We start from the raw sequence: 26,007 nt of genomic DNA on the forward strand, positions 1-26,007 counted from the left end.
ACTCGCCCGCCTGTAGTTCGCCCGCCTGGCGTTCAGTTGCCGGCTTCTCGTTGACGCCGCTCGCGCTCGGTCCTTCGTTGGTCCTCTGCTCTCGCCCGGCACTGGCGCAGAAACTCCTCATCTGCCGCCGGGTCTTGCGCAAGATGACGACCCGGGCGGGTTTCGTATTCCGGGAACTCGGACGAGTTCTGCCGCCGCGCGATACTTCCGCCGCCGGCTCCGCCCCAGATGCCGCCACCGATAGGTCGGCCCGCCACCAGCCATACAACCGACCCCGCCAACGGAACGAAGACCACGAGCAGCAACCACACCATCTTCGGCAAGTACCGCACCCCGCCGTCGTCCGCGGTGATCACGTCGATGAGACAGAACACCCACAGCAGCGTCACCAGTAATCCGAAATAAGGCATTCCGACACCCTTCCACATCCGAGACCACACGGTCTTTTACCGATGGGATCGTAACAATCGCCACCAGTCGGGCATCCTTGCGCTGGGCCCGGACGAATCCCATGTGTGTAACTCTGCCAATTGCGCATTTGTCAAGTATCGACACGCCTCGGCTTCTTGCGCGATGAAACGATTTGAGTAACACTCTCCCCAACAGTCGCAGTGGCAACACCAGTAACACCACGAAGGACACACCAACGAGTGGGAGCGTTCATGCGCGCACGTAGTCGGCAGATCGCGGTGGGTGCGGTCCTGACCCTGCTGGCCAGTGGACTCAGCGTTCTCTCCTCACCCATCGCGACCGCCGAACCGTGTGGCGGCGCGGGCGGTTCAGGATCTTCGCCGCTGTTCGGCTCTTCGGGCAGTTCGCGCGGAGGACCGGGGAAAGCTCCCGCAGGACCTCAAGGCCCACTACCTGCAATCTCGGGCAATACCTCCTCGGTAGCGTGGGTGACCGGCCCGGTCAGCCCCAACAACACCTACGACCGATTCGGCATTTCGGGGACCGACCTCGGCATCAGCTGGGACAACGGTGCCGGTCAGACATTGATGGCGTTCGGTGACACGTTCGGCAACTGCTCGCTGCCAGGATCGGAGTGGCGCAGCAACGTACTGATGCGGTCCAACGACACCAATCTGTCCGACGGCATCACCATCACCGACGGAGTACCACTCGACACGAGTTCCGGTGCCGTCGTCGAGCCCGGAGCGCCAAGATTTGCAAGTGAGGTCGTGCCGAGTCTCGGAGTGGCAGGCGTCGAGGACACGGTCATTCCCACCGCAGCTATTTCCATCAAGGGTGTGCAGTACATGAACTACATGTCGGTGCGGGAATGGGGTGCACCGGGACGGTGGGTCACCAACTTCTCGGCGATCGCGACCTCCACCGACAACGTACAGACCTGGACGACGTCACTGCCCACCATTCGAGCCAATGCAGGCGTCACGATCCCGGGACTGGCGCAGGTCGAGGAGAGCAACGGCAAGTATCAGATGAATGCGTATGCGAAGGGCCAGGATGGGTACATCTACCAATTCGGTACGCCCAACGGACGTTTCGGCGCAGCCTTCGTGGCACGCGTGATGCCCGACGAAATTTTGAACCTCGGCGCATACGAATACTCGACACAGGATCCGGCCGATCCGTGGTCGAAGAATGTCGCTGACTCCGTTTCCACCGTCAAGGAGCCGGTCAGCGAGATGTCCGTTGCCTGGAACGATCACCTGCAGCGGTACGTGATGATGTACGGCAACGAAATCGATCGAACTCTGTTGGCGCGCACCGCCGAGAAGCCCGAAGGCCCGTGGAGCGCTCCGACCACTTTGCTGGACTCGCGGCAGACGGCAGGCGGCATCTACGCACCCTTCATCCATCCGGTGACTAGTGGCAACAAGCTCTACTTCACGGCCTCGAGGTGGTCGGACTACAACGTACTGCTGCTCGAGACCAACCTCGACGCACTCGCCCGCTGACAGTTCGTACCTAACGAGCCCAGCGGATTCGAATCGGTCCCCTTGCTGTCGACGGGTCCACTATCGAGCCCTTCTGGGTGATCTCCACCTCGCCGGCGTCGACCAGTCGTCTGGCGGCCTTTCGCACCGGTTCCATCAGATCCCGCCAGTCGTTGTCGGACATCGCCCGGGCGACGTCGGACGGACAGATCGTCGCATCCCGCGCCCGCGCGTCGAGTAGCTCTCTGATCTTCTGCTCGATCCGGAGGTCGGTGCTGCTCACCTTGTTCCTTCGGCATGCGTCGCTACAGAATTTGACGTCATCGAAGTTGTTTTCCCATTTCTTACGCCACTCGATGCGCCGCCCGCAGGACATGCAGGTCTTGTCCTCGGGTGAGGGCTGTGCGCGCTTCTTGTGGGCCACCTCATCCAATGTAGTTCGATCCGCTGTAGTTCGATCCGCAGTAGGTCGGCAGCGGGCCGGGCTAATGGACGAACGTTGCGGCGACGTCGACCACAGATGCACGATCCTCGGCGACCAGGCCGATTCGGGTGCGGCGGTCGACGATGTCGGACACATCGAGTGCGCCCTCGTGCCGAACAGCGAATTCGAATTCGGCGCGGGTGACGTCGATCCCGTCGGCAACCCGCTCGAGGGGGCGTTCGCACGTTGCATTTTCGATGACTGTCGAGGCTTCGCCTCCGTACCGTGCGACTGCGGATGCTGGCACGCTGTCCCGCGGGGGAGCGAGTGGCGTCGCCGGATTTCCTGGAGCACCTACCAGTGGCAACGAACGAGTCCGGCACGGCGCGAGTTCGAGACCCCGGGCACACCCGGCGCGGTCGAGGACGTCCTGTGCCATATGTCGGAACTCGGTGAGCTTCCCGCCGACCACGCTGAACACGCCGTTCGGGGACTCCAGCACCGCATGGTTGCGAGACACATCCGAAGTTCGCCCCTCGCCGGTATCGATCAACGGCCGGAGGCCTGCAAAACTACCCAGCACATCCTTTCGGGTGACTGCGGTGACGAGTGCGGTGTTCACGGTAGCGAGCAGAAAGTCGATCTCCTTGTCCGTCGCTACCGGTTCGTCGGGGATCGGACCTGGGGCTTCTTCGTCGGTGAGGCCCACGTACACCCGGCCCAATTGCTCCGGCATCGCGAAGACGAATCGGTTCGTCTCGCCAGGGATCGGTACCGTCAATGCTGCCGTCGGGTTCCCGAACGACTTCGCGTCGAACACCAGATGTGTTCCACGGCTGGGGCGTAGGCGGATGGAGGTGTCGACCTCGCTGGCCCACACGCCGGTCGCGTTGATGACGAGACGAGCCGCGAGATCGAAGCTTTCCCCGGTCAATTGGTCGGTCAATCGCACCGATGAACCCGTGGCCTCGGACGCCGCGACTTTGGTGAGAATTCGCGCGCCGTGCTGAGCCGCCGTGCGAGCAACCGCCACGACGAGGCGGGCGTCGTCGACGAGCTGTCCGTCGTACGCGAGCAAACCGCCGGTAAGCCCGTCCCTTGCCACAGCGGGCACCAGCTCGATTGCCCGCGCGGTGCTGACCTTGCGCGAGCGAGGCAGCGTCGACGCCGGGGTGCGCGCGGCGAATCGCAGCACGTCTCCAGCGAGAAACCCCGTCCGCACCAATGCTTTCGAACTGGCCGACATCGATGGCAACAGGGGCACCAACTGTGGCATCGCCGTCACCAGATGAGGTGCGTTGCGGGTCATCAGCAAGCCACGCTCGACGGAGCTGCGTCGTGCTATCCCGACGTTGCCGGTGGCGAGATACCGGAGTCCTCCGTGGACAAGTTTGGAACTCCACCGACTGGTGCCGAAAGCGAGATCGTGCTTCTCCACGAGAACCACGCTGAGCCCACGTGATGCTGCATCGAGCGCAACTCCGGTGCCGGTGATGCCACCCCCGATGACGACGACGTCGACAGGCTCAGTTGCGTTGCCGAGTGCGGACAGGTCGTTCGTGCGGCGCACGCGATCGAGCGATGCGGACAAAGTAGTCACGAGGTGAGGTATCCGTTCAACATGTAGGCGAGTTCTGTTGTGAGTGAATCGCCGTCGAGAATCGACTCGACGAGCTCTCCGGACTGGAGGACGGACTGCACGGTGAGCAGCACCATAGCGGCCAGTTCGCGGGTGTTGCCGTTGCGGATGCTGCCGTGAGCCTGTCCTCGCGCTATCCCGCTTTCGAGTGTCGCGATCGCGAAGTGCTGACTGGTGCCGAGTCTTCCGGTGATGTAGACCATCAAGAATTCGGGTGCAGTGTGCAGCACCGACATCACCACTGCGTCACTGCGCAGCAGGTCTGCGATGGACACGATTCTCTCCACCAACTGCTCACGCGAAGCGCCGTGCTCGGGAACCTGAACGACGGCTCCGGTGATTCGATTGGTCAATACCGCGGCCAACACGGAGTTCATATCCGGCCATCTTCGGTAGATCGTCGGTCGGCTCACTTCGGCGCGACGGGCAATTTCAGCGAGCGTGACCCGCGCGAAACCGTAGTCGACGACGCACTGCGCCGCAGCTTCGAGCACCTGAGCCTCGACCGTGTCGACGCTATCGTTACAGGTTGACAACATGTGTAACAATGTAACACGTGACTGCAACGGACTCTCGTACGGGCGGACTGCCGCTACCCCCGATGAAGTGGAATGCGTGGGGAAGCGCGGATGCCGCGAAGCCTCTCTCCGCAAACATCAGCAACTTGCTCGAGCAAGTGCTCGGCGTGCACAAGGCGGACGACAACGGTCTCGGTGTGGAGCAGGTACGGCTGCGGTCGACCGCGATCACGGAGAATGATCGCGCGGCACTGGCCGAGATCGTCGGCGAAGAGCACATCAGTACGGCAGACGCCGACCGCCTGTACCGAGCAGGCGGAAAGTCCACCTTGGATCTGCTGCGCCGTAAAAGCACGGAAGAGCAGGATGCGCCGGACGCGGTGCTCGCGCCTTCGAATGAAGACGAGATCGCCGCAGTTCTTGCCTATTGCTCGTCCGTGCGGGTGGCCGTCGTTCCCTTCGGCGGAGGAACCAGCGTGGTCGGCGGTCTCGACCCCGAACGCGGACAGGGCAAGGCAGTCGTCTCCGTGGATCTGCGACGCTTCGACGAACTCCATTCGCTCGACGAGGTTTCCGGAGAGGCCGTGCTCGGCGCTGGTGTGACCGGGCCGAACGCCGAGGAGTTGTTGCGTAGCAAAGGCTTTTCGCTGGGGCACTTCCCGCAGAGCTTCGAGTTCGCGACCATCGGAGGATTCGCAGCGACGCGATCCTCCGGTCAGAACTCGGCTGGGTACGGCCGTTTCGACGACATGATTCTAGGTCTGCGGATGGTCACTCCCGCCGGAGTTCTCGATGTCGGCCGTGCACCTGCATCGGCGGCGGGTCCTGATCTGCGTCAGTTGCTCGTCGGCTCCGAGGGCATCTTCGGGATCATCACTCAGGTTCGCGTACAGGTGCATCGTGTCCCCGACACCACGCGCTACGAGGCCTGGAACTTCCCAGATTTTGCAACAGGCGCAGCAGCGTTGCGTGCGGTCGAGCAGACCGACAGCGGACCCACTGTCATCCGATTGTCCGACGAGGCAGAAACCGGCGTCAACCTCGCGACTTCGGACAAGATAGGTGGTGAACAGCTCGCCGGTGGATGCCTGGCGATCACCCTGTTCGAAGGTACCGAAGCGCACTCCGCCAGCCGGCACGCGGAGACCCGCGACCTGCTCTTGGCTCACGGTGGAACATCTCTCGGCGAGGACATTGCGCGTGATTGGCAACATGGTCGGTTCGGGGCACCCTACTTGCGGGATGCACTGCTCGACTCGGGCGCACTCTGCGAGACGCTGGAGACCGCAACCACCTGGTCCAACCTGCTTCACCTCAAAGCCACCGTCACCGAGGTCTTGACCTCGGCACTGAGTGAAACCGGCACCCCCGCTCTGGTTCTGTGCCATATTTCGCACGTGTACCGAACCGGCGCGTCGCTGTATTTCACCGTCGTTGCAGGTCAGCGTGGCGATGCCATCGTGCAGTGGCAGACAGTGAAAACTGCTGTATCGCAATCGATCGTGAGCAACGGCGGCACCATCACTCATCATCACGCAGTCGGCGCCGACCACCGGGTCTGGATGACCGAGGAAATCGGCGACCTTGGAATCGAGGTGCTGCGCGCGGTGAAGCGAACATTGGACCCCGCAGGCATACTCAACCCGGGTAAGCTGATCCCGTGACCCGGGAAGGTGAACGACGCCAACGCGAGATTCGCCGCATCACGCTCCTGGCCAACCCCGCAGCTGGGCACGGTAATGCGCCGCACGCGGCCACCCGCGCAGTGACGCGGTTTCAGCAGTTGGGGATCGACGTGCGTGCCATCGTCGGGATCGACAGCGCACATGCGCTGACCCTTGCGCGTGAGGCACTCGAACTCGGTACCGACGCATTCGTCGTCGTGGGCGGAGACGGAGTCATCTCCATTGCCTTGCAGGTGCTCGCGGGCACCGACGTCCCGCTGGGGATCATTCCAGCCGGAACCGGAAACGACCACGCCCGTGAATACCAGCTTCCCACAGACGATCCCGAGGCGGCAGCCGAGATCGTGGCCGATGGCTGGACCGAACACGTCGACCTCGGACGTATCCGCACGCAGGACGGCACCGAACGCTGGTTCGGCACCGTCATGGCGTCCGGGCTCGATTCACTGGTCAGTGATCGCACCAATCGGATGCACTGGCCGCACGGGCGGATGCGCTACAACGTTGCCATCGTCGCCGAGTTCCTGAACTTGAAACCGTTGCCGTTTCGGCTGGTACTCGACGGCAACGAGGTCCTCGAACTAGATGTGACCCTGGTGGCGGTCGGCAACACCCGCTCCTACGGCGGCGGCATGCTCATCTGTCCCGATGCCGACCGAACCGACGGACTGCTAGACATCACTGTTGTCGCATCAGGTTCGCGCATGCGGCTGATTCGGTTCTTTCCCAGTGTATTTCGCGGTACTCACGTCGAGCGGGAAGAGGTGAGCACCTACCGAGCCCGATCCATCACCGTCGACTCGCCCGGAATCAACGCCTATGCAGACGGTGAACGCGTCGGCAGGCTGCCCGCCGAAGTCGAGTCGGTGCCACGGGCGTTACATGTCCTGGTGCCTCACAGCAGCTAGAGCTACTCGGCGTCGAGGAGCTGTCGATACGCCTCGGCAACAAGGTCGTTCGCGAGATCGTTGTTGTGATAGCGGGCGTACGGCGAGCCCTTCTGGTTCATCAGGCGGGTGTTGAGGCTGTACGCGAGATCGTCGAATACATCGTCCGCTACCCCGAAGTCGACCTCGGCGTCGCCGGACAACAGTGCCCCGATGTCGATCTGCCATGACCACACATCGTGGCTCTTGTATTCCCCTCGTGCAGCTGTGACGACATCGTTTGCGAACTCGAGTTGAGTGTCGGAGTAGCCGGCCGGAATATCGGTATTGACGGTCATGACCAGCTCGATCGAATCGTCTTCGTCGTTGGTGTACTCCGTGACGAACAACGTCTCCAGGCTGCCGCAATTCAATGTCAGAAGTCGGCGTCTGCCTTTGGCTTTCGCGGTCGAGGGTAGCGCGGTCACATTCCAGAGGTAGCGCGCAGTGTTCGCGGGATCGGAGATCGACGCGTTGATGTAGTCCGCGACTATGCTTCGAATGTCCTGGTACGCAATATGATCGGACAGCTCCCAGAAGCGTGACCGATGGGCGGTCGTCGCGCCGTCGGTGATGGTGATGCGCTCACTGCGATCGGACGGAAACGGAGACGGACCGGTAACTGCGTCTGCCGTCTGCGCAGTTCGAGCCCTGAGCGCAGTGGTCCGAGTGAGAAGCTGCTGCAACTCGGCGAGCGCATGTTCGGCATCGTCCGCGGGCCAGGACGCAAACTCGAGGAACTCGATATCGGACCACTCACGACGGTCGTCGAGGAACCGCGCAGCGACATCCATGGATCGGCCCGCATAGGCCTCGTCGTTCGTGAAGTGCAGTACGTACAGACCGCTGGTGAATCCCTTCGCTGCGAAGAGTGCCGAGATCGAACCCACCTCCGATACGTCGAAACGGGTGAGATCGAACGAAGGGGAGTTCATGGTTCTGATCTAACTACAGTCCGTGTCCTGGCTGTAGGCCAGATGCCCATCGATGACGCCGACGTGTCCAGGCGGGCAGTTCGCAAAGCTATCTAAATTGCTTGGACGTCCTATAACCTTGAGAGATGAGCACAGGTACGCGCGTCAACACTGTCGATGGCATCCTGCGGCGGTCGGCCGCACGATTCCCGAACCGCCCAGCCATAGTCTTCGACGGCCGTAGCCTTACCTACCGTCACCTCGACGAGACAGTCAGTCGGGTGGCCCGGTATCTGCTCTCGCTCGGACTGGTGAAGGGCGATCGCGTCGCAGCCTACGGAGTCAACTCCGACGCGTATGTCGTCGGTTTCTTGGCGTGTGCGAGGGCGGGACTGGTTCATGTCCCGGTGAACTACGCGTTGGTGGGGGAAGAGCTCGGCTACCTCATTGCTCAGTCGGGGGCGCGCGCCGCACTCGTCGATCCGGAACTCGCCGATGTCTTGCAGTCGGTTCGACGTGAACACGACATCGATGTGGTTCTCTCCCTTGCCGACTTGATGGATCTGGCGTTCGACGAAGATGCGTCCGAACTCGACTCCGCTGTCGAATCCGGCGATCTCGCACAGCTCCTCTACACCTCCGGAACGACGTCGAAGCCCAAGGGCGCCATGATGTCTCATGGTGCACTCGTAGCCGAATACGTGTCCTCGGTGATAGCCCTCGGTCTCGGCCGAGACGATAATCCGCTGGTGGTGATGCCGCTCTACCACTCGGCCGGAATGCATGTATTCACGCTGCCGTACCTGTCGGTCGGTGCGACGATACATCTGATGAGCAAGCCCGTCGTGCCGGAAATCCTTCGGAGGATCGAAGCGGATCGAATCGGCTCGTTGTTCTTGGCGCCCACAGTCTGGGTCCCGCTCGCCAACCATCCAGATCTCGAGACCCGAGACCTGTCCTCCTTGACCAAGGCGCAGTACGGGGCGTCGATCATGCCGGTGACGGTCCTCAACCGATTGCGTGCAAAGTACCCGAACATCGAGTTCTACAACTGCTTCGGTCAGTCGGAGATCGGGCCGCTGGCAACGGTATTGCAACCCGAGGAGCACGAGGACCGGCCGGCTTCCTGTGGGGGGGCCGTTTTCTTCGTCGAGACTCGTGTCGTCGACGCCGAAGGCAACGACGTTCCCGACGGCGAACCCGGTGAGGTGCTGTATCGATCGCCGCAGCTGTGCGACGGCTACTGGGACAATCCGGATGCGACGGCAGATGCATTCCGCGACGGGTGGTTTCACTCCGGAGACCTGGTGACGCGCGACGCGGAGGGCTTCATCACCGTCGTCGATCGCATCAAAGACGTCATCAACACTGGCGGTATTCTTGTAGCTTCGCGTGAAGTCGAGGATGCGATCTACACGCACCCAGCCGTCGCCGAGGTCGCCGTCATCGGGACCCCCGACGACAAGTGGATCGAGGCTGTCACCGCAGTGGTCGTGCTCAAGGATGGCCACGGCGCCACCGCCGATGCACTCATCGCCCATGTAAAGGGATCGATTGCGCCGTTCAAGGTTCCCAAGAACGTGGTGTTCGTCGACGAGTTGCCGCGCAACCAAAGCGGCAAGTTGCTCAAGCGTGAACTGAGGTCGCCGGTGAAGTGACGGCTGATACGTAACGCGACCGACGTGGCAGTCGATATCTCTCCCGACACGAATCTTCTACTTCGGGGGAGTCATGAACAAACGCACGGGTATTACCGGTGGAACTTCGCGAATTGGCAGGTTCATTGCAATTGCGTTCGCGGCTTTGGCAGTGATGTTCGTGGTTACACCGTCCGCGGCGGCCCAGCCGAGTGTCGGTTCGACCAACTTCTCGTTGCCAGTCGTCGGTCTGAATATTCAGAGTGACGGCTATGTGGGCAGCGAAAGCCTCTTCGTCTACTCGACACTGGTTGCACACACCGATGCCAGCCAGCCGGGTAAAACGCTCTTTCTTCACAACGGCAGCCATTGCGGTTGCACCGTGAACTGGCGCAACCTCGACACCGGCGCCACCGGATCGTGGACCATGCCGCCTGTGGCGGAATGGGATCCGTGGAAGCCGACCGGTGTCGGGCGCATCGAAGCGACTGCCCGAATCGATAGCAATATCGGCCTGACGATCATCACCGGCCGCGGATCCTGGACCGTTCCCTGACTCAGAGATTAGTAAAGGGGCAGTGGGATATCTACTTCCGCCCTGCTGCCCACTTCATGCCCCATCCGTACTTCTTGTCCAAGTCCGACTGGCTGCCCTCGATGTACTCGACCTCGCGGGTGACGGTAATGCCCTGCTTGGTGTTCTCCAGCAGTGCGATCGAGCAGATGCGGGCTGAATTGTTGTTGGAGTCGAGTCGAACCTCCACCTGAGGTCCGGTAGTGGGGAAGAGGGTGACGACGCCATCGACCGCGGCCCAGTTGGGTGCGCCGTCGTAGATCATGGCGAAGATCAGTATCCGCTTGAAATTCTCCGGCCGCGCGAGGTTGATGTGCATGTTCTCGCCGCCGGTCACAGTGCCCGAACGGTCGTCACCATCGAGGGCGATGTAAGGCGCTGTCTCGAGCGAACCGAAACTTTTTCCGAGCGCTTGGATGACACCCTTGGTGCCGTCCGCCAGCTCGTACAAGCATCCGAGGTCGAGGTCGACTCCGCCGCTGCCGTACGAGGCGGCAGCGAGCTTGGCGAGGAAACCTTTCTTCTTCGGCTGCGGTGCAGCCGCGCCGCTCGACCAGTTGAGATTGACGCGCATCGCGCCTTGTTTCTCACCGGACTTCGTCAGGCTGATCGTGGGTGCTGCCTTGGACAAGGTCACCTTGCTCAGGCTCACTGCCGCAGCCGGCGGCGTCGTGGGCTTGCGGGTGTAGTCGATGGCCATGGAAAGAAACCTTTCGCGCTGCGTCTGCTGTCCGGTTTGCGTATTTCAACTCAGACTAGTCGCGCTTTGAATCATCATGCGACCGGGAGTGGCCAGGAAACGAACGCGTCTGTCGTCCGGATCCGATGGTCCGATGGCCCGGACCATCGACGACGAAGCGCAGCGCCGCACGCATCGATTCCTCGGCTCGACGCCATATTTCGGTGTTGCGGCGGAGCAATGTATCGTCCTTGCCCTCTGCGATGGCGTGATCCGCGAGCTCGGCGATGCAAAGGTGCTCCCGCGCACACACCCGGAGGAATTCCAGGATCACGAGTCGATCATGCTCGCAGACCGAGGCCACGTGCCGCGGGTCGGGCATCAAGCCCGGCAGGTCCGAGTAGATCAGCGAACGCAGCTCGGCGGGCAAAATCTCCTCTTCGATGGAGGGCTGCTGCAGCTGGGCTGCCAACGCGTCGCCGCACTCGGAGATGAAACGAACGAACATCCCGAGCCCACGCCCGAGGTGCTCCTCGACCAGTGGTGAGCAGTCGATTCTCGTGGTCGCGACCACCGTGTCACCGGGGAATCGGAAATTGATGTCCGGCCAGGAAAGAGCGAGATCTGTAGTGATCGACGTTGCTGCTCGGCACTGCGGATCGACGTCGAAGGCGATGAACAGTTCCACGACGGGTTCGGTTTCCAACACTCGTAGGTAGGCCGTCCCGCAGTCGAATGGGAACGCGATGTCGCCGTCGGCGTCTTTGCTCGGCTCGGCGAACATGATCGAGTCGAGTATCGCATCGACCTGCGAGGAAAGCCGATCGTGTGGAGTGGGCGCATCCCAGCCTTCCAAGGCGGAATCGGTGTCGAAGACCGCCGACGGGGGACTGCCGTCGGCCCAAGCGGCAAGAAACGACGGATGCGTGACGCCGTGGATCTCGCGCAACAGGGTGGTGATCGCGGCCGACGCAAATTCTGTGTCGTCAGCTGCCGCGAGGACGTACAAGTCGAGTGAGTGGTGCGCTGAGGGGGAGCCGCTGTCGGCACCGTCCCAGCCTGCGTGTGCCAACATGATGCGATCTTCAGCTGTCATTGCTCGTACGATCGCGCGCCGAAGCGTCACATCGACGCGGACGGCCCCATCGAAACGTCCGGTGACAGTCAGTGACAGATCGTCGTCGCTGAGCCTCTCGCGTGTAGTCGTGGTGCAGATCGAGAGTGTGTCGCCGCAGCGCATCGCTGCGAAGTAACACCCTAGGCGAACAGTGAATCGGATCCATGCTGCGTCGAGTCCGGCATCGAAATCGAGTTCCTCGGACACGAGGTACCTCCTTGATGGCACGCGGGAACCGTGGGTTCAACTGGTCACCGCTATCGAGAGGTACTCGATGCGGGTTCGTTCTTGCCTGATGAATTCAGCTTAGTAGCGTGCTCCGACACTGCAGACCGGCGAATTCGCCGTATCGTTCTTTGTGGCCACGAACAAGATGGTTGCAAGCGAAAGTTTGGGTGCCGCAGTCTTATTGGTCGTGTCATTCAATCGAATGACACGACTTGTCGGGGATGCCTCGTTTGCGGCGTGTCGAAGCCTTGTATGTGGGTCTACACACGCGAAAGGCCGCGCCCGGAATGCTTCCTCGGCGCGGCCTTTTCGATCGGCGGTTTACTTCTTGGAGACGCGAACGAGCTTCTTGTTCACGAACTCGTCCATGCCCCAGGGGCCCAGTTCGCGGCCGACACCCGAACGCTTGACGCCGCCGAACGGGAGGCCGGGGAGCGTGGTGCCGTGCTCGTTGACAAAGGCCATGCCCACATCGAGTTGCTCTGCCACCGTTCGAGCATTGTCGAGATCGGTGCTCCAGACCGACCCGCTCAGACCGTACGCGGATGAATTAGCCAGTTCGATTGCCTCCTCGGCGTTCTTGACCTTGTAGATCACGCCCGCAGGCCCGAACAGCTCTTCGCTGTACGCACGCATATCCGGGGTGACATCGGTCAGGAGAGTCGGCTCGACATATGCGCCGGGGCCATCGATTTTCTTGCCGCCGGTGAGCAAGGTGGCTCCCTTGTCGACAGCGTCGTCGATCTGCTCGATGAGGTTGTCGGCAGCGGTCTGCGAGGACAATGGGCCCATCGTGGTGTTCTCGTCCAACGGATCGCCGGTCTTCGTGGCCGCGAACGATGCGGTCAGTTTGGTGACGAACTCGTCGAAGTACTGCTCGGTGACAATGATGCGCTTGGCGGCGTTGCAGGCCTGGCCGGCATTGGACAGCCGCGCGCGGGTAGCCGATGCGACGGTGGAGTCCATGTCATCGGAGTCGAGGAGGATGAAGACATCGGATCCGCCGAGTTCGAGGACGACCTTCTTGAGGTTGCGGCCGGCTGTTTCCGCAACAGAAGTTCCTGCGCGCTCGCTGCCGGTGAGGGACACTCCCTGGACCCTGGGGTCGGCGATCATGTCTGCGATCTGCTCATTGCTCGCGAAGATGTTGATGTATGCGTCTGCGGGTAGTCCGGCTTGCTGAAAAATTTCCTCCATCAGCAGAGCCGACTGCGGACAGTTCGGTGCATGCTTGAGCAGAATTGTGTTGCCGACCATCAAGTTCGGCCCGGCGAAGCGAGCAACCTGGTAGTACGGAAAGTTCCACGGCATGACGCCGATGAGTGCACCGATCGGCTTGCGCTGCAAGACGGACTCTTCCGCTCCGGGTACGTCGAGCTTCTCATCCTCGAGCAAAGTCGGGCCGTTGTCAGCGTAGTACTGGTAGATGGCCGAGGACAGCTGAACCTCGCCCTTTGCTTCTGCGAGTGGCTTGCCCATTTCGACGGAAATGCTTCGCGCGAGCTCGTCGGCTCGTTCGGTATAGAGGTCGGCGACCTTGTGCAGGATCTCTGCGCGGTGTTTCGGTGACGTCTTACTCCACGTCAGGTAGCCGGAGTGTGCAGCGGCGAGCGCACGCTCGACACCGGCAGTGTCGAGGGTCTCGAATTCCTTCACGGTCGTGCCGTTGGCAGGATTGACAGTTTTGTAGGTTGTCATACCCGATTCAACAGGATGTGGGTCTCTCGTTGTTCCAATTCGAGCATGCCAATCGTCGCGCAGCTGGTCAGCAGGGGTAGAGGATGCTTTCACGTTCCGATCACGTCGTGATGCTTCACAGGGTGCGCACCCTGATGAGCCCACTGAGCGTGCCCTGTAGGTACTCGCCCCTCGAAGTGATGAGTCCTGACGTCTGCAGCGTGTCGTTCACTACCGAGCCCGGCAACTGCGCAGTGTCCAGCACCGAACCGGTAATGGGATCGATCACCGTGTACTCGTATCCGTCCAACGCCGAGGTAGCGGCGGACGACAGTGGAAGAACCTGACGGGTCACGGTGTACAGGTTGCCGTCCGCTGTGGACAGGCGCGGCACGGCGGCGCTACGCACTTCGTTATCCCACACTGTGTGGCAACCGGAGCCGCCGAGGTCGACCCGCGTCATCCCTCCGGTGAAGGGTGCTGTGGCCGGCACCGCGGGGCCGGCGTCCGCGGGCACCCTGGGGTACGGGTATCCATATGTGCTGGCCACGAATACCGACTTACCGACGCCGATCGGTGAGTTCTCGCTACCCGGGCCTCCGGTGGTGAGGACGGGTTGCGAGCACACGAGCTCTCCGGTCGAAGCGCGATATACCTGCAGCGCTACTTGAGCGTCGGCATTGTCGACGACGGTGAGGTAGTCGGCTCCGGTGGTCGGGCCGAAGTATGTCGGTGTGGAGCCGGTGCCCCAGCTCAACTGGCCGGGCTTACGCGCGCTACCGCGATCGTAGGGGGCACGCCAATCTATCTCCGGAGCGCCGTTGTCGGCGCTGAGCTGGTAGAGCGCGTGGGTGGTGGCTACCGCAACCCCGCTGGTGGAGCTGGAGATGCTGTTTGCGACGTGCTCGCCTGCGGGTAGTTGCAGGGTTCCAACGGTGTCGGTGCCGTCCACGATACCGACTCGGCCGTCGCCGGTGGCGAACCAGATGTTGCCCTGCCAATCCGGTACGAGCCCGGTCACGTTGTCGCCGTGGGGGATTGCCGCGGTCAAGTCGACGGACCGATCGATGGTCAGCGTCCAGATGCCCAGTGGCGTCCGGTGGTGCCCCACTCGGACGACCATGCGGTCGCCGCCGACAGCGACGAGTCGGTCGGCGTTGTCGAGGAAGGCGTACACCCCGCCGAGGAGGCTGCCCTTCGGAAGTGCGAGGTTCGCGACCGATGCCGCTGCACCGGTGCCGAGTACCGCGGTGTCGATCAGGTGCACGATCGGTGTCTGGTCGAGGATTGCGGTGCACAGCGCGAGAACCATCCCGTCGGAACCTTCCAACAGGGTTGGGCAGGCGGCAGCCAACGGCAGCGAGTCCACCGTGAGCGGTCCGCCGGGACCGGCGAGATGTGTCGCGTCGGAGGAACCGGCATCGCCATGCATCGTGGATGTGCCGACGGGACCGAGGAATGGGTTGGCAGGGGCGAGGGGACCCCAAGTGGGCTGCGCCGAAGCGACACCACCACCGACGGTGGCCATCAGGGCGAAGGTGAGTGCGAAAAGGAACAGCGCCTGCTGGGACTGCCGGTTCACGATTGCTCCCTCCTTCCGTGCCTCGATGCGATGCGATGCGATGCGGTCAGAACGGTGCCAGCAAGGCCGGCACCACGAACTGTTCGATCATGGCGCGTTCGTCGGCCTCGTCGGCGCCGGGGACGGTGAGCAGCGACACGATCACCCGAACCAGCCACCGGGAGCGTCGGAAGAGCTCTTGTTGGTCGCCGGTCCCGGCGTCGGCGAGCAATTCTGCGCCCAGCACCTCGATAACCTCCGAGGTGTTGGCGATTTCGGAGGCGATGGCTGCATCGCCGAGTCCGAACCAGGCGGCCAGGATCGGTGTCGCGCGTACCTCTCGTAACGCACCGAGTGTTGCCTCGACGACGCGTCGTCGCGGGTCGGCGACTGTGGCGACCTGCTCCGCCAGCTGCTTGCCTAGCCGTCGGGCCTCCCGGTGTACGAAGGCCAGGTGCAGTGCTCGACGGTTCTCGAAGTACCGGTACAGCGTTGCCCGCGAACATCCTGCGGTCTTCGCGATCTCGGCCATACCGGTGGTCGCCACACCGCGCACCACGAAAAGCTCCGCGGCAGCGTCGAGGATTCGTTCTGCCGCGATTTCGGTGCGCTCGTCACGCAGCCAGGGTGAGGTCGCTGCATCGGGTCCTGCCATCAGCACACCGCGAACGGCACGTGGGTGGGCCGACGCACATAGTTGCCGGGCGCGTACTCGACGGCGTCGATGTCGACGGTGAAGTCCGGATATCTCAGCAGTAGTTCCTCGAGCGCGACGCGGGCCTGCATCCGTGCGGCGGCTGCGCCGAGACAGTGGTGGGCTCCGTGGCTGAAGGTCAAAATCTGGCGCGGAGCACGCAGCACATCGAACTCCTCCGCGTCGGGGCCGTACACACGCGAGTCGAGATTGGCGGACCCGTAGACGAGCAGGACCTTACGTCCCGCTGGGATGGTGACGCCCTCGATGGTGACGTCGAGTGTGGTGGTGCGGGCCAAGCCCTGCACCGGTGAGGTCAGGCGTAGCAATTCCTCGACAGCGTCGGGAATCCGAGACGGGTCGTCGAGCAACAGCGCCCGCTGGTCGGGTCGCTGGGTCAGCAGTTGGACTGCGCCGCCGAGCATCCCGGTCGTGGTGTCGTTACCGCCGGTGACCATGGTGAAGGCGAACCCGAGGATGGACAGCAGCCCGGAGATGTCTCCGTCGGCGCCGACCCCCGCGCCGACCAGATGCGAAATGGTGTCGTCACCGGCTTGTCCGGCCGCGGACTCTGCTCGGCGGCGTTCGATCAATGCGCCGAAGTAGCCCATCAGGTCACCCACGGCAGCCGCTGCGTCGAGGGTGTTGCCAGTCGCGGTAGCTGCGACAATCGAGTCGGTCCAGCCGTCGAACCTGTCGCGATCCTCGGCCGGGACGCCCAGGTAGTGCGCGACGACCATGCTCGGGAGCGGTTTGAACAGCGTCGTGACGATGTCTCCGCTGCCGGCGGCGCGTAGTCCTTCCAGTCGTTCGACGACGAACTCGCGGACGGCAGGCTCGACGGAGTCGACCTGCCGAGGGGTGAAACCGCGGGCGACGAGGCGCCGAAACTCGGTGTGCTGCGGCGGGTCCTGCATCACCATCGGCGGGTTGTCGCGCATGCCGATCTTGTCCAGCTCACCGTATTGCGTGGTCAGACCTTCCGCGGAGGAGAAGCTCTCGTGATCGCGGGCTGCGGCGTATACATCGGCGTGTCGGGTGAGCACCCAGTAGTCGTTATCGGGCGATCCAGCCGGCACTACATGGTGCACGGGATCGCGATCGCGCAGCGCCGTGTACATGCCGAACGGGTTGCGCCACGTCTCACCGGAGGGCGGCACGTACGAGGCCTCAGAGGACAATATGCTCGACATGTATCGACAATGAGACAAACAGCCTCATATGTCAATAGAAAAAACCCTCCGGTGTTCGCGTAGACCGACTATGCGAACACCGGAGGGGGAGTGGAATCAACCTACGGTCAGGGCTAATTCGTCATCTGCGACGTCGACCGACACCGAGCCGCCCTCGGCAAGAACGTCGTCGAGTAGCAGGTCGGCGATACGGTCGTCCAGCGAGCGTTGGATCGACCGACGCAACGGACGTGCACCGAACTCGGGTTGATGCCCGTTCGAGGCGAGCCAGTCGACGGCCGCGTCGCTGAACTTGATCTCGATACCCCTGGCCGACAGACGCTCTCGGCTCTCCTGCAGCATCAGATCGGTGATCGTATGCAGCTGCTCGGTGTCGAGCTTGCGGAAGACGACGATTTCGTCGATCCGGTTGAGGAACTCGGGGCGCATTGCTTCCCGTAGCCGTCCCATCACCCGATCTCGAATCGGCTTCTCGTCCTGAGCGCCGGTGGTGAAGCCCAGTCCGCCCGACTTGCTCGAGATGAATTCCGACCCCAAGTTACTGGTCATGATCACCACAGTGTTGCGGAAGTTGACCGTGCGGCCCTGGCCATCGGTCAGACGGCCGTCGTCGAGCACCTGTAGCAACGTGTCGAACACGTCCGGGTGTGCCTTCTCGATCTCGTCGAGAAGGATCACCGAATACGGATTGCGCCTAACCTGCTCGGTGAGCTGCCCCGCCTCGCCGTAGCCGACGTAACCGGGAGGGGCACCGACGAGTCGACTCACGGTGTGGCGTTCGCCGAATTCGCTCATGTCCAGACGCACCATCTTCTTCTCGTCACCGAACAATGAAGCAGCCAATGCCTTTGCGAGCTCGGTCTTTCCGACTCCGGTCGGACCGAGGAACAAGAAGCTGCCGACGGGGCGGTTCGGGTCACTCATGCCGGTCCGGCTGCGGCGCACCGCACGTGAGATTGCCTTGACGGCCTCATCTTGTCCGACGACGCGCTCGTGCAATTCCGATTCGAGCAACCGCAGCCGTTCCTTCTCCGCCTGCGTCATCTGGCTCGCGGGGATGCCCGTTGCACGGGAAACCACGAATGCGATGTCGGTCGCCGTCACCTCGGGTACGTCTTCTTCGGATTTGGTGCCGTTCAGACGCCCCTGGAGTTTCACGGCTTCGTCGCGGATGTGCGACGCGCGTTCGTAGTCCTCGTCGGAGATCGCCTTTGCCTTGTCGACTTCCAAAACGGTGAGTTGCTCTTCGATCGCTTCCTTGTCGATGCTCGGGGTGCTCAACTGCATACGAGCACCGGCTTGGTCGAGCAGGTCGATCGCCTTGTCCGGCAGGAACCGGTCGCCGATGTAGCGATCGGACAACTCGACGGCAGCAGTGATCGCATCGTCGGTGTAGCGGACGCCGTGGTGTTCTTCGTAGCGGGTCCGTAGGCCGGTCAGAATCGCAACAGCGTCCTCGACGCTCGGTTCGGGAACCGTGACGGGTTGGAATCGGCGTTCGAGGGCCGGATCCTTCTCGATGTGGGTGCGGTACTCGTCGAGTGTGGTTGCACCGACGATGTGCAGTTCACCGCGAGCGAGCTTGGGCTTGAGGATGTTTCCGGCATCCATGGCACCTTCGGCGCCACCGCCTGCCCCGGCGATCGTGTGGACCTCGTCGATGAAGACGATGAGTTCGTCTTTGTGCGCGACGATTTCGTCTATCACCTTGGTGAGGCGTTCCTCGAAGTCACCGCGGTACCGAGTGCCCGCCACCATGGACGACAGGTCGAGTTGCACGATCCGCTTGCCGTTCAGGCGATCCGGGACCTCACCGTCGACGATGCGTTGTGCAAGCCCTTCGACGACGGCAGTCTTGCCGACGCCTGCTTCGCCGACGAGAACAGGATTGTTCTTGGTGCGGCGCGAGAGGATCTCGATGGTTTGTTGAATCTCGTCGGAGCGTCCGATGACCGGGTCGATCCCGCCGTCGCGAGCGCGTTGGGTGAGGTCGACGCCGTACTTGTCGAGTGTCGGGGTGTCGGAGTTCGATTCGGAAGCCACCGAGCCACCCTTGAGCGCAGTCTGCAGCCCTTCGGGTGTGATGCCCTCCGAGGCGAGCAGTCGACCAGCGATCTGCTCGAGGTCGGCTGCGAAGGACACGAAGAGATGCTCGGGGTCGATGTACGTCGAGCCCAGTGTCTGGGCAATGTGATGGGCCTCGAGGATGGCGGTCTTGAGGGTGCTGCTCAATCCGGTGGCGTTGGCGGGTGTTTGAGCGCGCGACTGCGGTAGGCGGAGTTCGACGGCGTCGACGACGGCGTCGGGCTGGGCACCTGCGCGCTGCATCAGGTTGCGGATGGGGTCGTTCTGCGCCATGACGTGAAGAACGTGGAGCGCATCCAGTTCAGCGTCGCCGCGACCTGCTGCGAAGGTGGCTGCGTCGCCGATGAGGGACTGGGTGGACCTGCTCATCAGACGGCTGATATCGATGCGACGAGGACCTTCTGGTCCCAGGTAAGCCGGCATTGAGTTCCTCCTAGAAAGGGTGAGCGTCTTCGACTCAACTAACATGCGTAGGAGTGATTCAATTCCCGAAGGCATTTTTCGCCGCCCGACCCCGCCTGACCGCTTGCTAAGGTCGACCGGTGTCCAGCCCTCAGCGCAAGATCCTCAGGCGCATCGTCGTGGCCGTCGTCGCGCTCTGTGCAGCGTTCTTGGCCTTCGACGGGCTGACGAACGGCAACTGGTACGCAGTCGGCTTCGCCGTTTTCGCAGCGGTCATGCTGCTCGACTGGCTCCGGCCGACCTCGGAAGCGGTCGAGCCCGTCGACCCGTCGATGGTGCCCGCGGATGATGTCCTCGCTGCCATCAGCGCGACGGACAGTCGGATCCCGGCCATCAAACTACTCCGCGAGCACCATCCCGGTCTCGGCCTGAAGGACGCAAAAGACCTGGTCGACGACCAACTCGGCCGATGATGGAGCTGCGCTACTTTTCGCGTTTCTTCGTTCCCGGCAGAATCCCGGTGACGATCACCGCTTTGACGTAGGGCCGCACTCGGGAGATCAGCTCCTCGGCATCGGGAACGTTGCGCCAGATGGCCGAGGCCAGGGCGTCGGTGCGGGCTTCGATGTGAGCATCGAGTGCAACCCCGTCGTCGGTGAGCGTCTCGTTCTTCTCTGCTCGCGTGATCAGGCCACGGGATGCGAGGCGGTCGGCGGCAGCAGCCCATTCGTCATCGGACCATTGCCGAGTGAGCTGTGTGATGCGCTTGCCGAGCACTTTGCGAGCATTCGGGTCGGGGTGGACGGCTTCATGGAAGACCACGGCTTCGGTCGGATCCAATTCGGCGTCGATGAGCGCTGCGAGATGCCCGTCGCCCCGCCACTCGCGGATGACGGCAATGGCGTGCCAGAGCTCGAGATGCGGCACATCCGGGGCTACAGCCGAGTGCCATGCTGCCGAGAGAGTGCGTCCGGCGAAGACTGCGGTGTCGCCGACATCATGTAGTCGCTTTGCCAGCTCGACGAGTTCGGCATCGGTGGCCAGCGAACCGAGGGCGTCGCCGAGAACGGAGTCGAGCATCGACCACCGTCGGTCCGACACCGTCTCCAAGCCCGCTGCAACCGCGAGCGGCCACACCCGTTCGATCAGTGCGGGATTGAAGTTGTAGAAGGCTGCCGCTACGACGCTTGCCGTTGTCTCACCCAGCGGTGCCGCCCGGGCGCCGACGTACCAGGCATGGCCGTCGAGGCCGGTGTCCTCACCGGCCGACTTCAGCTGTGGATTGAAGTACGAGGTGAGGTGGTACGGCTCGAACGTCGTGTAGGCGGCGCGGGCGATCGTCGACAGCGAGGTATCGGTGTGGCTGCTCATGGTTTTCGAACCTACCTGTCCGGGAGCGAGTGCGGCACAAATCAAAGGCGCTCGATATCGCTTGGGATCCAGGTCTTGTCGAACCAGGGCTCGAGCGGACCGTACAAACGAAGGATGGCGTACCAGCTCTTGCCGGGCACCGTCTCGATCCAGTTGCCCCGGCGCTCACTCGGTTGCTGGGAACCGAAGGTCAGATCGATCGAGCCGTCGCTGTTGTACGTGAGCTCATCCTTGTTCTTCTCACTGCTCCGGCTCGGAAACGGCTGGCCGGTCTGCAGCTCCGAGCGGGTCTGGGGATCGTAGACGATCAGCGACCAGAAATCCTTGGCTGGAATGCCCGCCGGAAGCGTGAGCCGGTAAGTGTTGCTCCCGCTCAGGTACTCACCCGATGCATCATGCTCGGAGATCGCGTATTGAGAACCGACACCGACCATCTCCAGCGCCATCGCCGGCGTATTCAGCGTCGCCTGGTAGAAGAAGAGCGTCCGTGCGTCGAAGTTGCGTCCCCCTCTGCCATCGCCGTCGAGCCACCGATAGTCGCCGCCCACGAAGCCCGTCTTCCACTTCCTATCCGCGTAGTAGTACGCGCGAGGATCCCTCGTCTTGAAGCAGATTGCGCGAGCAGTGGCATTGCCGACCGCAGCCCCGTCGCGAAGTATGCCGCGCATCCGCTCGTCGGGATCGTAGGGCAGGTCCTTGTGGATGCCGATCGAAGCGAGCAGGCCCCGCGTCTCGGGGTCGATCATCTCGATCGGCTCGCGCGAAATGACGGCTGCGAGCTCTTCGTAGAAGTCACTGTTGTTGGCGTGGATCGTGTTGAATGTCTTGCCGGAAATCGAGGTGAACTCCATCTTCGGCTGATCGTCGGCAGCCGACAACGGGTAGATCCTGACCCCGTCCTCGAACATCGCTCTCGCCGCGTCGGTCTTGCCGTCGACCAGAAAACCACGCAGCGCAAGCAAGTTGACGCTGCTCGGTGACTCGGCTACGTGGTAACCGTCCGGAATTTCACCGGCGTACCCGGTAGGCACCAGCAGATAGTTGCCGCCGGCCCCGCGGTCGGGACCGGGCGCACCCATATCCGTCACGAACCGGAACCAGGCGTCGTTGACGGTGCCCGGCCCGCAACCTGGCGGAATCTCGACGACGGTTGGGCCGTCGCGATCGAGATCGAGCATCGCCAACGCGTAGACGGTGTCGGTGTTGCCGGTCAGGAACAGCGGGTCCGAATCCAACAACTGGTCGGCGAGCGCGACTTTGTTAGCCGCAACGCAACCCACTTCGTTCAAACCCCGGCGGAGACCCTCCATCGAGGCCGCCGGAATGCACTGCAGGAACACCTCCACCGCACGGGAAAAGTCGAGATGATCGAATACCTTTGCCGCAGTCTCGTCAGTGGGGAAGCCGTCGGCGAACTCGAGAGTCCCTAGCCGCGTCTCGACACTGTCGGGTGTCATGATCTGGTCAGGGACGGGAGTGTTGTAACCGGCAGGAACTTCCGCGGAGGAATTCATGTATCGAGGGTAGGCGTGTCGGTGGAATCACCATGGCGCTTTGGTCGATTGTCTACTTGGCGTTGATGATTCCCCGACGCGCACGAGCACCTCGAGAGCCTGCTGGGTCAGTTCGAGAGCACTGCCTTGAGGAATGCCTTCGTTCGCTCCTGCTTCGGGTTCGTGAAGATGTCCTCGGGGGTGCCTTCCTCGAGGATCCGCCCGTTGTCGAAGACGAGCACCCGATCCGCGACGTCACGTGCAAAGCCCATTTCGTGGGTCACGATGAGCATTGTGATGTCCGTTGTTTCGGCGATGGTGCGCAGCACATCGAGTACGTCGGCGACCAGCTCGGGATCGAGTGCCGAGGTCACCTCGTCGAGGAGCAGAATGTCAGGATCCATCGCTAGTGCACGGGCGATGGCGACGCGCTGTTGCTGACCACCGGACAGCTTCGTCGGGTGACTGTTTTCCTTGTCCGCGAGGCCCACTGTTTCGAGAAGTTCGCGGGCCCGGGCGATCGCGTCGGCTTTGCTTTTACCGAGAACGTGAATCGGCGCTTCGGTGATGTTCTCCAGTACCGTCATGTTGGGGAAGAGATTGAATTGTTGGAACACCATGCCGATTTTGGTGCGCACGGCTCGGAGGTGTTTTTCGGAGGCGACGACGAGCTTGTCACCTTTGTACTGGTGACTCAGCGGCTGGTCCTCGATCCAGATGACGCCATCATTGACTTTCTCGATCGTCATGAGAAGGCGGAGGATCGTGGTCTTTCCGGATCCGCTGGGACCGATCAGGGCGACGCGCTCGCCACGTGCGACGCGAAAGTCCAAATGGTCCAACACGACGTGACTGCCGAATTGTTTGACGACCTTGTCGAACGAGATCATGGTCTGCGTGCCGTCAGTAGGCAAGTCTCTTCTCCAGTCTTCTGATGAGGATCGACGTCGGGTAGCTCGCGATCAGGAAGATGACACCGGCCATCGTGATCGGCTCCAAATACTGGAAGGTTCGCGCGCCGTATTGCTGAGCAGCTGTGACCATTTCGACGACGGTGATCGCGAACAAGAACGGCGTGTCCTTGAACATCGAGATTGCGTAATTGCCCAGGGCAGGGATGGTGATGCGAATTGCTTGGGGAAGCACTACTCCTCGCCACGTGCGCGTGGTCGGCAGCGACAATGCGCGCGCTGCTTCCCATTGGCCCGGTGGCACTGCATCGATGCCGGCTCGGTAGACCTCGGCCATGTAGGTCGAATAGTGGATGCCGAGCACGGCGATACCGATCTGCAGCGCAGAGAATTGCGGTAGCAGATAATAGGCGAACAGCAGTTGCACCACCAGAGGCGTGAGCCGGATGAATTCCGAGATCATGCGTAGCGGCACCGTCACGAATTTGGGTGCCGCGTGGCGTACTACAGCTATCACCAGTCCGAGGACCGCTGCCACGAAAAACCCGATCACGGTAGCGAGGACCGTGATCTTGAATCCTTCGAGCAGGTAGGGAAGTGAGTCCCATGCTCGTTCCCAACTCCATTCCACGCTCATCGGCCCACCCCCACATTCTCGTTGATGTTTTCCGGCCTCAGGCTCAGCACCTCACGCAGCGAGGGTCCGGTGCCGAGCTTTCCCTTTGCGCGCACTTCGAGAACGTTCATCAGCAAGGTCAGGATGTAGGCGATGATGAAGTACAGAACGAGCCCGATTCCGAAGGCGAAAAGGGTGTCGCCGGTGCCTCGTCTGAGTTGTTCGATCTGGTAGGTGAGATCTTGGAGGAGAACGAAGCTCGCGAGAGCACTGCCTTTGAGTAGTTGAATCAGAAGGTTCGTCAGCGGCGGGAGCATCTGTACCCACGCCTGTGGGAAGACAACTCTGCGAAGCCGTTGGGCCGAGGAGAAGTTCAGGGCGAGCGCGGCTTCCCATTGCGGTGCCGGAACGGCTGCGATCGAACCCCGGACGACTTCCGCGCCGTAGGCGCCGTAGTTCAGACCGAGTGCCAGGATCGCGCAGAATGTCGCATCCAGCTGGTAGCCGAACAGCGGCAATACGTAGAACAGCCAGAACAACTGGACCAGAAGCGATGTGCCGCGGAAGAATTCGACGATCACACGTGCGGGAGCTCGAACCGACTTGAGTCGACTGCCTGCGGCAAGTCCGAGAATCAAGGCAAGAACGAAGGCCAATGCCGCCCCGCCGAGCGTCAGGAGAACGGTGGTGGTGATGCCTTCCTGGATTCGTGGCCACGAATCCAGGAAGGTCTCGATGTTGTCTTTCACGATCGGATTACTCGGCCTGCGATCAGGAGTCCGCCTCGCAGAGTTGCGCGGTGGTCAGCGACGGGTCGGGCAATTCTTCCGCCGTGAATCCGTACTCGCCGACGATGGAGAGGTACTTGTCGGGGTCGGAGGTGATCTTCGCAAGTTCTTCGTTGTAAGCGGCGAGCAGCTCGGTGTCATTGGTGCGGAACACGGTTGCGCCCGCGCCGACCTGAGGCTTGCCATCGATGACGGCAACGAAGGACTCGGTGACGTCGACTGGAGCGTCTGGATTGTTCGTCTTCATCCAGTTCAGTGAGATCGCAGTGAGTGCGAAGACATCTGCGCGGCCGGAAGTCACAGCATCCATCCCGTCTTGCGGGGTGGCGACCTGAGTGGACGGGATATCGAGAGCCGCCGCGTAATCGGACTCGACTGCACCGGTCATCGTCGAGAGCTTCAGGCCACTGTCCTTGACCGACTGCATGTCCGTCAGATTGGCCGGGTTGCCGGCAGGGACCATCAACGCCGTCGTGTAATTGAATTCGGGGTCTCCGAATGCTGCCTGCTCACAGCGCTGGGGCAGAATCGACATTCCGGCGCTGACCACATCGAATCTGTTGGCCTGCAAGCCGGGAATGAGTGCACCGAAGTCGGCATTGACGCCTTCGACGGTGTCGATACCGAGGTTGCCGAAGATCTCGCGGTGCAGAGCGACGGTTGCGCCCGTCAGCTGACCGTTCTCTTCGAAGCTGTACGGGGCCTCGCCCGCGAATCCGACTGTGATCGTTCCCTTGTCCTGCAGGGACTGAAGTCGATCTTCGCTGCTGGTGGAGTCGGTCGACGTGCAGCCGACGAGCGAGGCGGCGGCCAGTGAGACTCCGGCAAGCGTTGCGACGAGCCTTCTGTTCGAAATGTCGTGAAGCACTGTTCGTGCCATGTGGCGAGGCCTTCCGATCACCGTTCGGCAACGACACGGATACAGCGGCCACTACCGCCGATGAGTTCCCCGGCGGGAAGCGGCGCGGCTGATT

24 protein-coding genes and 1 pseudogene are annotated in these 26,007 nt (G+C 62.2%); 6 read left to right on the plus strand and 19 right to left on the minus strand.

Annotated features, from left to right (window positions below):
• Positions 1-32: 32 nt before the first annotated feature.
• Complete coding sequence (locus O1W68_RS19490; RefSeq protein ID WP_269306386.1) at positions 33-410, minus strand: PLD nuclease N-terminal domain-containing protein; 378 nt, start codon at positions 408-410, stop codon at positions 33-35.
• 252 nt (positions 411-662) lie between these two features.
• Here O1W68_RS19490 and O1W68_RS19495 point away from each other — a divergent pair, with 252 nt between their 5' ends.
• Positions 663-1,922 (plus strand): DUF4185 domain-containing protein, encoded by a 1,260-nt coding sequence (locus O1W68_RS19495; protein WP_269306387.1) that lies wholly within the window; start codon positions 663-665, stop codon positions 1,920-1,922.
• Positions 1,923-1,932: 10 nt separating this feature from the next.
• Here the strand turns inward: O1W68_RS19495 and O1W68_RS19500 are convergent, their stop codons facing one another.
• The 4 genes and pseudogenes from O1W68_RS19500 to O1W68_RS19515 form a co-directional block, all read right to left on the minus strand.
• The gene (locus O1W68_RS19500; RefSeq protein ID WP_269306484.1) at positions 1,933-2,184 is read right to left on the minus strand and encodes a DUF3253 domain-containing protein; all 252 of its coding nucleotides are present in this window, start codon (positions 2,182-2,184) and stop codon (positions 1,933-1,935) included.
• A 15-nt stretch (positions 2,185-2,199) separates the two neighbouring features.
• Positions 2,200-2,481: pseudogene (locus tag O1W68_RS21560) on the minus strand (DUF2256 domain-containing protein); the annotation flags it as partial.
• Positions 2,387-3,925 carry a glycerol-3-phosphate dehydrogenase/oxidase gene (locus O1W68_RS19510; protein WP_269306388.1) on the minus strand — a complete coding sequence of 513 codons (1,539 nt, stop codon included), beginning with the start codon at positions 3,923-3,925 and terminating at the stop codon, positions 2,387-2,389. The pseudogene O1W68_RS21560 and the gene O1W68_RS19510, both read right to left, overlap by 95 nt.
• Entirely contained in the window at positions 3,922-4,503 is a 582-nt protein-coding gene (locus O1W68_RS19515; RefSeq protein ID WP_269306390.1) for a TetR/AcrR family transcriptional regulator, read from the minus strand. The genes O1W68_RS19510 and O1W68_RS19515 overlap by 4 nt, the downstream gene beginning before the upstream one ends.
• A gap of 62 nt (positions 4,504-4,565) precedes the next feature.
• Here O1W68_RS19515 and O1W68_RS19520 point away from each other — a divergent pair, with 62 nt between their 5' ends.
• Together O1W68_RS19520 and O1W68_RS19525 are read left to right on the plus strand one after the other, a co-directional pair.
• Positions 4,566-6,146, plus strand: a complete 1,581-nt coding sequence (locus tag O1W68_RS19520) for an FAD-binding oxidoreductase (protein WP_269306486.1) — start codon at positions 4,566-4,568, stop codon at positions 6,144-6,146.
• A complete protein-coding gene (locus O1W68_RS19525; RefSeq protein ID WP_269306392.1) occupies positions 6,143-7,075 on the plus strand; it encodes a diacylglycerol kinase in 933 nt (310 codons plus the stop codon). The genes O1W68_RS19520 and O1W68_RS19525 overlap by 4 nt, the downstream gene beginning before the upstream one ends.
• Positions 7,076-7,077: 2 nt before the next feature.
• Here O1W68_RS19525 and O1W68_RS19530 read toward each other — a convergent pair whose 3' ends face one another.
• On the minus strand, positions 7,078-8,028 hold the full coding sequence (locus tag O1W68_RS19530; protein WP_269306394.1) for a hypothetical protein: 951 nt from the start codon (positions 8,026-8,028) through the stop codon (positions 7,078-7,080).
• A 125-nt stretch (positions 8,029-8,153) separates the two neighbouring features.
• Between O1W68_RS19530 and O1W68_RS19535 the strand changes: the two genes are divergently transcribed.
• Together O1W68_RS19535 and O1W68_RS19540 are read left to right on the plus strand one after the other, a co-directional pair.
• A complete protein-coding gene (locus O1W68_RS19535) occupies positions 8,154-9,665 on the plus strand; it encodes an acyl-CoA synthetase (protein WP_269306397.1) in 1,512 nt (503 codons plus the stop codon).
• Between the two features lie 73 nt (positions 9,666-9,738).
• Entirely contained in the window at positions 9,739-10,200 is a 462-nt protein-coding gene (locus O1W68_RS19540) for a hypothetical protein (protein WP_269306398.1), read from the plus strand.
• Positions 10,201-10,231: 31 nt separating this feature from the next.
• Here O1W68_RS19540 and O1W68_RS19545 read toward each other — a convergent pair whose 3' ends face one another.
• The 7 genes from O1W68_RS19545 to O1W68_RS19575 form a co-directional block, all read right to left on the minus strand.
• A complete protein-coding gene (locus tag O1W68_RS19545; RefSeq protein ID WP_269306400.1) occupies positions 10,232-10,918 on the minus strand; it encodes a TerD family protein in 687 nt (228 codons plus the stop codon).
• Positions 10,919-10,973: 55 nt separating this feature from the next.
• Complete coding sequence (locus O1W68_RS19550; RefSeq protein ID WP_269306402.1) at positions 10,974-12,221, minus strand: T3SS (YopN, CesT) and YbjN peptide-binding chaperone 1; 1,248 nt, start codon at positions 12,219-12,221, stop codon at positions 10,974-10,976.
• Positions 12,222-12,563: 342 nt separating this feature from the next.
• Positions 12,564-13,940 carry an NAD-dependent succinate-semialdehyde dehydrogenase gene (locus tag O1W68_RS19555; protein WP_269306403.1) on the minus strand — a complete coding sequence of 459 codons (1,377 nt, stop codon included), beginning with the start codon at positions 13,938-13,940 and terminating at the stop codon, positions 12,564-12,566.
• A gap of 115 nt (positions 13,941-14,055) precedes the next feature.
• Positions 14,056-15,447, minus strand: coding sequence for a hypothetical protein (locus tag O1W68_RS19560; protein WP_269306487.1), 1,392 nt, complete (start codon positions 15,445-15,447; stop codon positions 14,056-14,058).
• A 100-nt stretch (positions 15,448-15,547) separates the two neighbouring features.
• On the minus strand, positions 15,548-16,135 hold the full coding sequence (locus O1W68_RS19565; RefSeq protein ID WP_269306405.1) for a TetR/AcrR family transcriptional regulator: 588 nt from the start codon (positions 16,133-16,135) through the stop codon (positions 15,548-15,550).
• Positions 16,135-17,367, minus strand: a complete 1,233-nt coding sequence (locus O1W68_RS19570; protein ID WP_269306407.1) for a cytochrome P450 — start codon at positions 17,365-17,367, stop codon at positions 16,135-16,137. Before O1W68_RS19570 ends, O1W68_RS19565 begins: the two co-directional genes overlap by 1 nt.
• Before the next feature lie 96 nt (positions 17,368-17,463).
• Positions 17,464-19,875: an ATP-dependent Clp protease ATP-binding subunit gene (locus tag O1W68_RS19575; RefSeq protein WP_269306409.1), complete on the minus strand. Its 2,412-nt coding sequence runs from the start codon at positions 19,873-19,875 to the stop codon at positions 17,464-17,466.
• Between the two features lie 119 nt (positions 19,876-19,994).
• On the opposite strand from O1W68_RS19575, the gene O1W68_RS19580 reads away from it, so the two are divergent.
• Positions 19,995-20,327, plus strand: a complete 333-nt coding sequence (locus O1W68_RS19580; protein WP_269306410.1) for a ribosomal protein L7/L12 — start codon at positions 19,995-19,997, stop codon at positions 20,325-20,327.
• A gap of 10 nt (positions 20,328-20,337) precedes the next feature.
• On the opposite strand, the gene O1W68_RS19585 is transcribed toward O1W68_RS19580, so the two are convergent.
• From O1W68_RS19585 to O1W68_RS19610, 6 genes are all read right to left on the minus strand, one after another.
• Positions 20,338-21,225 (minus strand): SCO6745 family protein, encoded by an 888-nt coding sequence (locus O1W68_RS19585; RefSeq protein WP_269306412.1) that lies wholly within the window; start codon positions 21,223-21,225, stop codon positions 20,338-20,340.
• A gap of 41 nt (positions 21,226-21,266) precedes the next feature.
• Positions 21,267-22,739, minus strand: a complete 1,473-nt coding sequence (locus O1W68_RS19590; RefSeq protein ID WP_269306414.1) for a DUF1254 domain-containing protein — start codon at positions 22,737-22,739, stop codon at positions 21,267-21,269.
• A 107-nt stretch (positions 22,740-22,846) separates the two neighbouring features.
• Positions 22,847-23,608 (minus strand): ectoine/hydroxyectoine ABC transporter ATP-binding protein EhuA, encoded by a 762-nt coding sequence (ehuA, locus tag O1W68_RS19595; RefSeq protein ID WP_269306489.1) that lies wholly within the window; start codon positions 23,606-23,608, stop codon positions 22,847-22,849.
• Positions 23,609-23,621: 13 nt separating this feature from the next.
• Entirely contained in the window at positions 23,622-24,266 is a 645-nt protein-coding gene (gene ehuD / locus O1W68_RS19600) for an ectoine/hydroxyectoine ABC transporter permease subunit EhuD (RefSeq protein ID WP_269306416.1), read from the minus strand.
• A complete protein-coding gene (gene ehuC / locus O1W68_RS19605) occupies positions 24,263-24,994 on the minus strand; it encodes an ectoine/hydroxyectoine ABC transporter permease subunit EhuC (RefSeq protein ID WP_269306418.1) in 732 nt (243 codons plus the stop codon). Before ehuC ends, ehuD begins: the two co-directional genes overlap by 4 nt.
• A gap of 22 nt (positions 24,995-25,016) precedes the next feature.
• On the minus strand, positions 25,017-25,913 hold the full coding sequence (locus O1W68_RS19610) for an ectoine/hydroxyectoine ABC transporter substrate-binding protein EhuB (protein ID WP_269306420.1): 897 nt from the start codon (positions 25,911-25,913) through the stop codon (positions 25,017-25,019).
• Between the last annotated feature and the right edge of the window lie 94 nt (positions 25,914-26,007).

The sequence above is a fragment of the Rhodococcus sp. H36-A4 genome (assembly GCF_027158005.1).
In the GTDB taxonomy this organism is placed as follows: Bacteria; Actinomycetota; Actinomycetes; order Mycobacteriales; family Mycobacteriaceae; genus Rhodococcoides.

Coding starts and splice junctions, on each gene's coding strand:
- O1W68_RS19530 (WP_269306394.1), bottom strand. CDS start 8,028: ATGAACTCCCCTTCGTTCGATCTCACCCGTTTCGACGTATCGGAGGTG.
- O1W68_RS19570 (WP_269306407.1), bottom strand. CDS start 17,367: ATGTCGAGCATATTGTCCTCTGAGGCCTCGTACGTGCCGCCCTCCGGT.
- O1W68_RS19555 (WP_269306403.1), bottom strand. CDS start 13,940: ATGACAACCTACAAAACTGTCAATCCTGCCAACGGCACGACCGTGAAG.
- O1W68_RS19520 (WP_269306486.1), top strand. CDS start 4,566: ATGAAGTGGAATGCGTGGGGAAGCGCGGATGCCGCGAAGCCTCTCTCC.
- O1W68_RS19545 (WP_269306400.1), bottom strand. CDS start 10,918: ATGGCCATCGACTACACCCGCAAGCCCACGACGCCGCCGGCTGCGGCA.
- O1W68_RS19495 (WP_269306387.1), top strand. CDS start 663: ATGCGCGCACGTAGTCGGCAGATCGCGGTGGGTGCGGTCCTGACCCTG.
- O1W68_RS19575 (WP_269306409.1), bottom strand. CDS start 19,875: ATGCCGGCTTACCTGGGACCAGAAGGTCCTCGTCGCATCGATATCAGC.
- O1W68_RS19610 (WP_269306420.1), bottom strand. CDS start 25,913: ATGGCACGAACAGTGCTTCACGACATTTCGAACAGAAGGCTCGTCGCA.
- ehuD (WP_269306416.1), bottom strand. CDS start 24,266: ATGAGCGTGGAATGGAGTTGGGAACGAGCATGGGACTCACTTCCCTAC.
- O1W68_RS19515 (WP_269306390.1), bottom strand. CDS start 4,503: ATGTTGTCAACCTGTAACGATAGCGTCGACACGGTCGAGGCTCAGGTG.
- O1W68_RS19540 (WP_269306398.1), top strand. CDS start 9,739: ATGAACAAACGCACGGGTATTACCGGTGGAACTTCGCGAATTGGCAGG.
- ehuA (WP_269306489.1), bottom strand. CDS start 23,608: ATGATCTCGTTCGACAAGGTCGTCAAACAATTCGGCAGTCACGTCGTG.
- O1W68_RS19490 (WP_269306386.1), bottom strand. CDS start 410: ATGCCTTATTTCGGATTACTGGTGACGCTGCTGTGGGTGTTCTGTCTC.
- O1W68_RS19560 (WP_269306487.1), bottom strand. CDS start 15,447: ATGGCCACCGTCGGTGGTGGTGTCGCTTCGGCGCAGCCCACTTGGGGT.
- O1W68_RS19585 (WP_269306412.1), bottom strand. CDS start 21,225: ATGAGCAGCCACACCGATACCTCGCTGTCGACGATCGCCCGCGCCGCC.
- O1W68_RS19535 (WP_269306397.1), top strand. CDS start 8,154: ATGAGCACAGGTACGCGCGTCAACACTGTCGATGGCATCCTGCGGCGG.
- O1W68_RS19565 (WP_269306405.1), bottom strand. CDS start 16,135: ATGGCAGGACCCGATGCAGCGACCTCACCCTGGCTGCGTGACGAGCGC.
- O1W68_RS19590 (WP_269306414.1), bottom strand. CDS start 22,739: ATGAATTCCTCCGCGGAAGTTCCTGCCGGTTACAACACTCCCGTCCCT.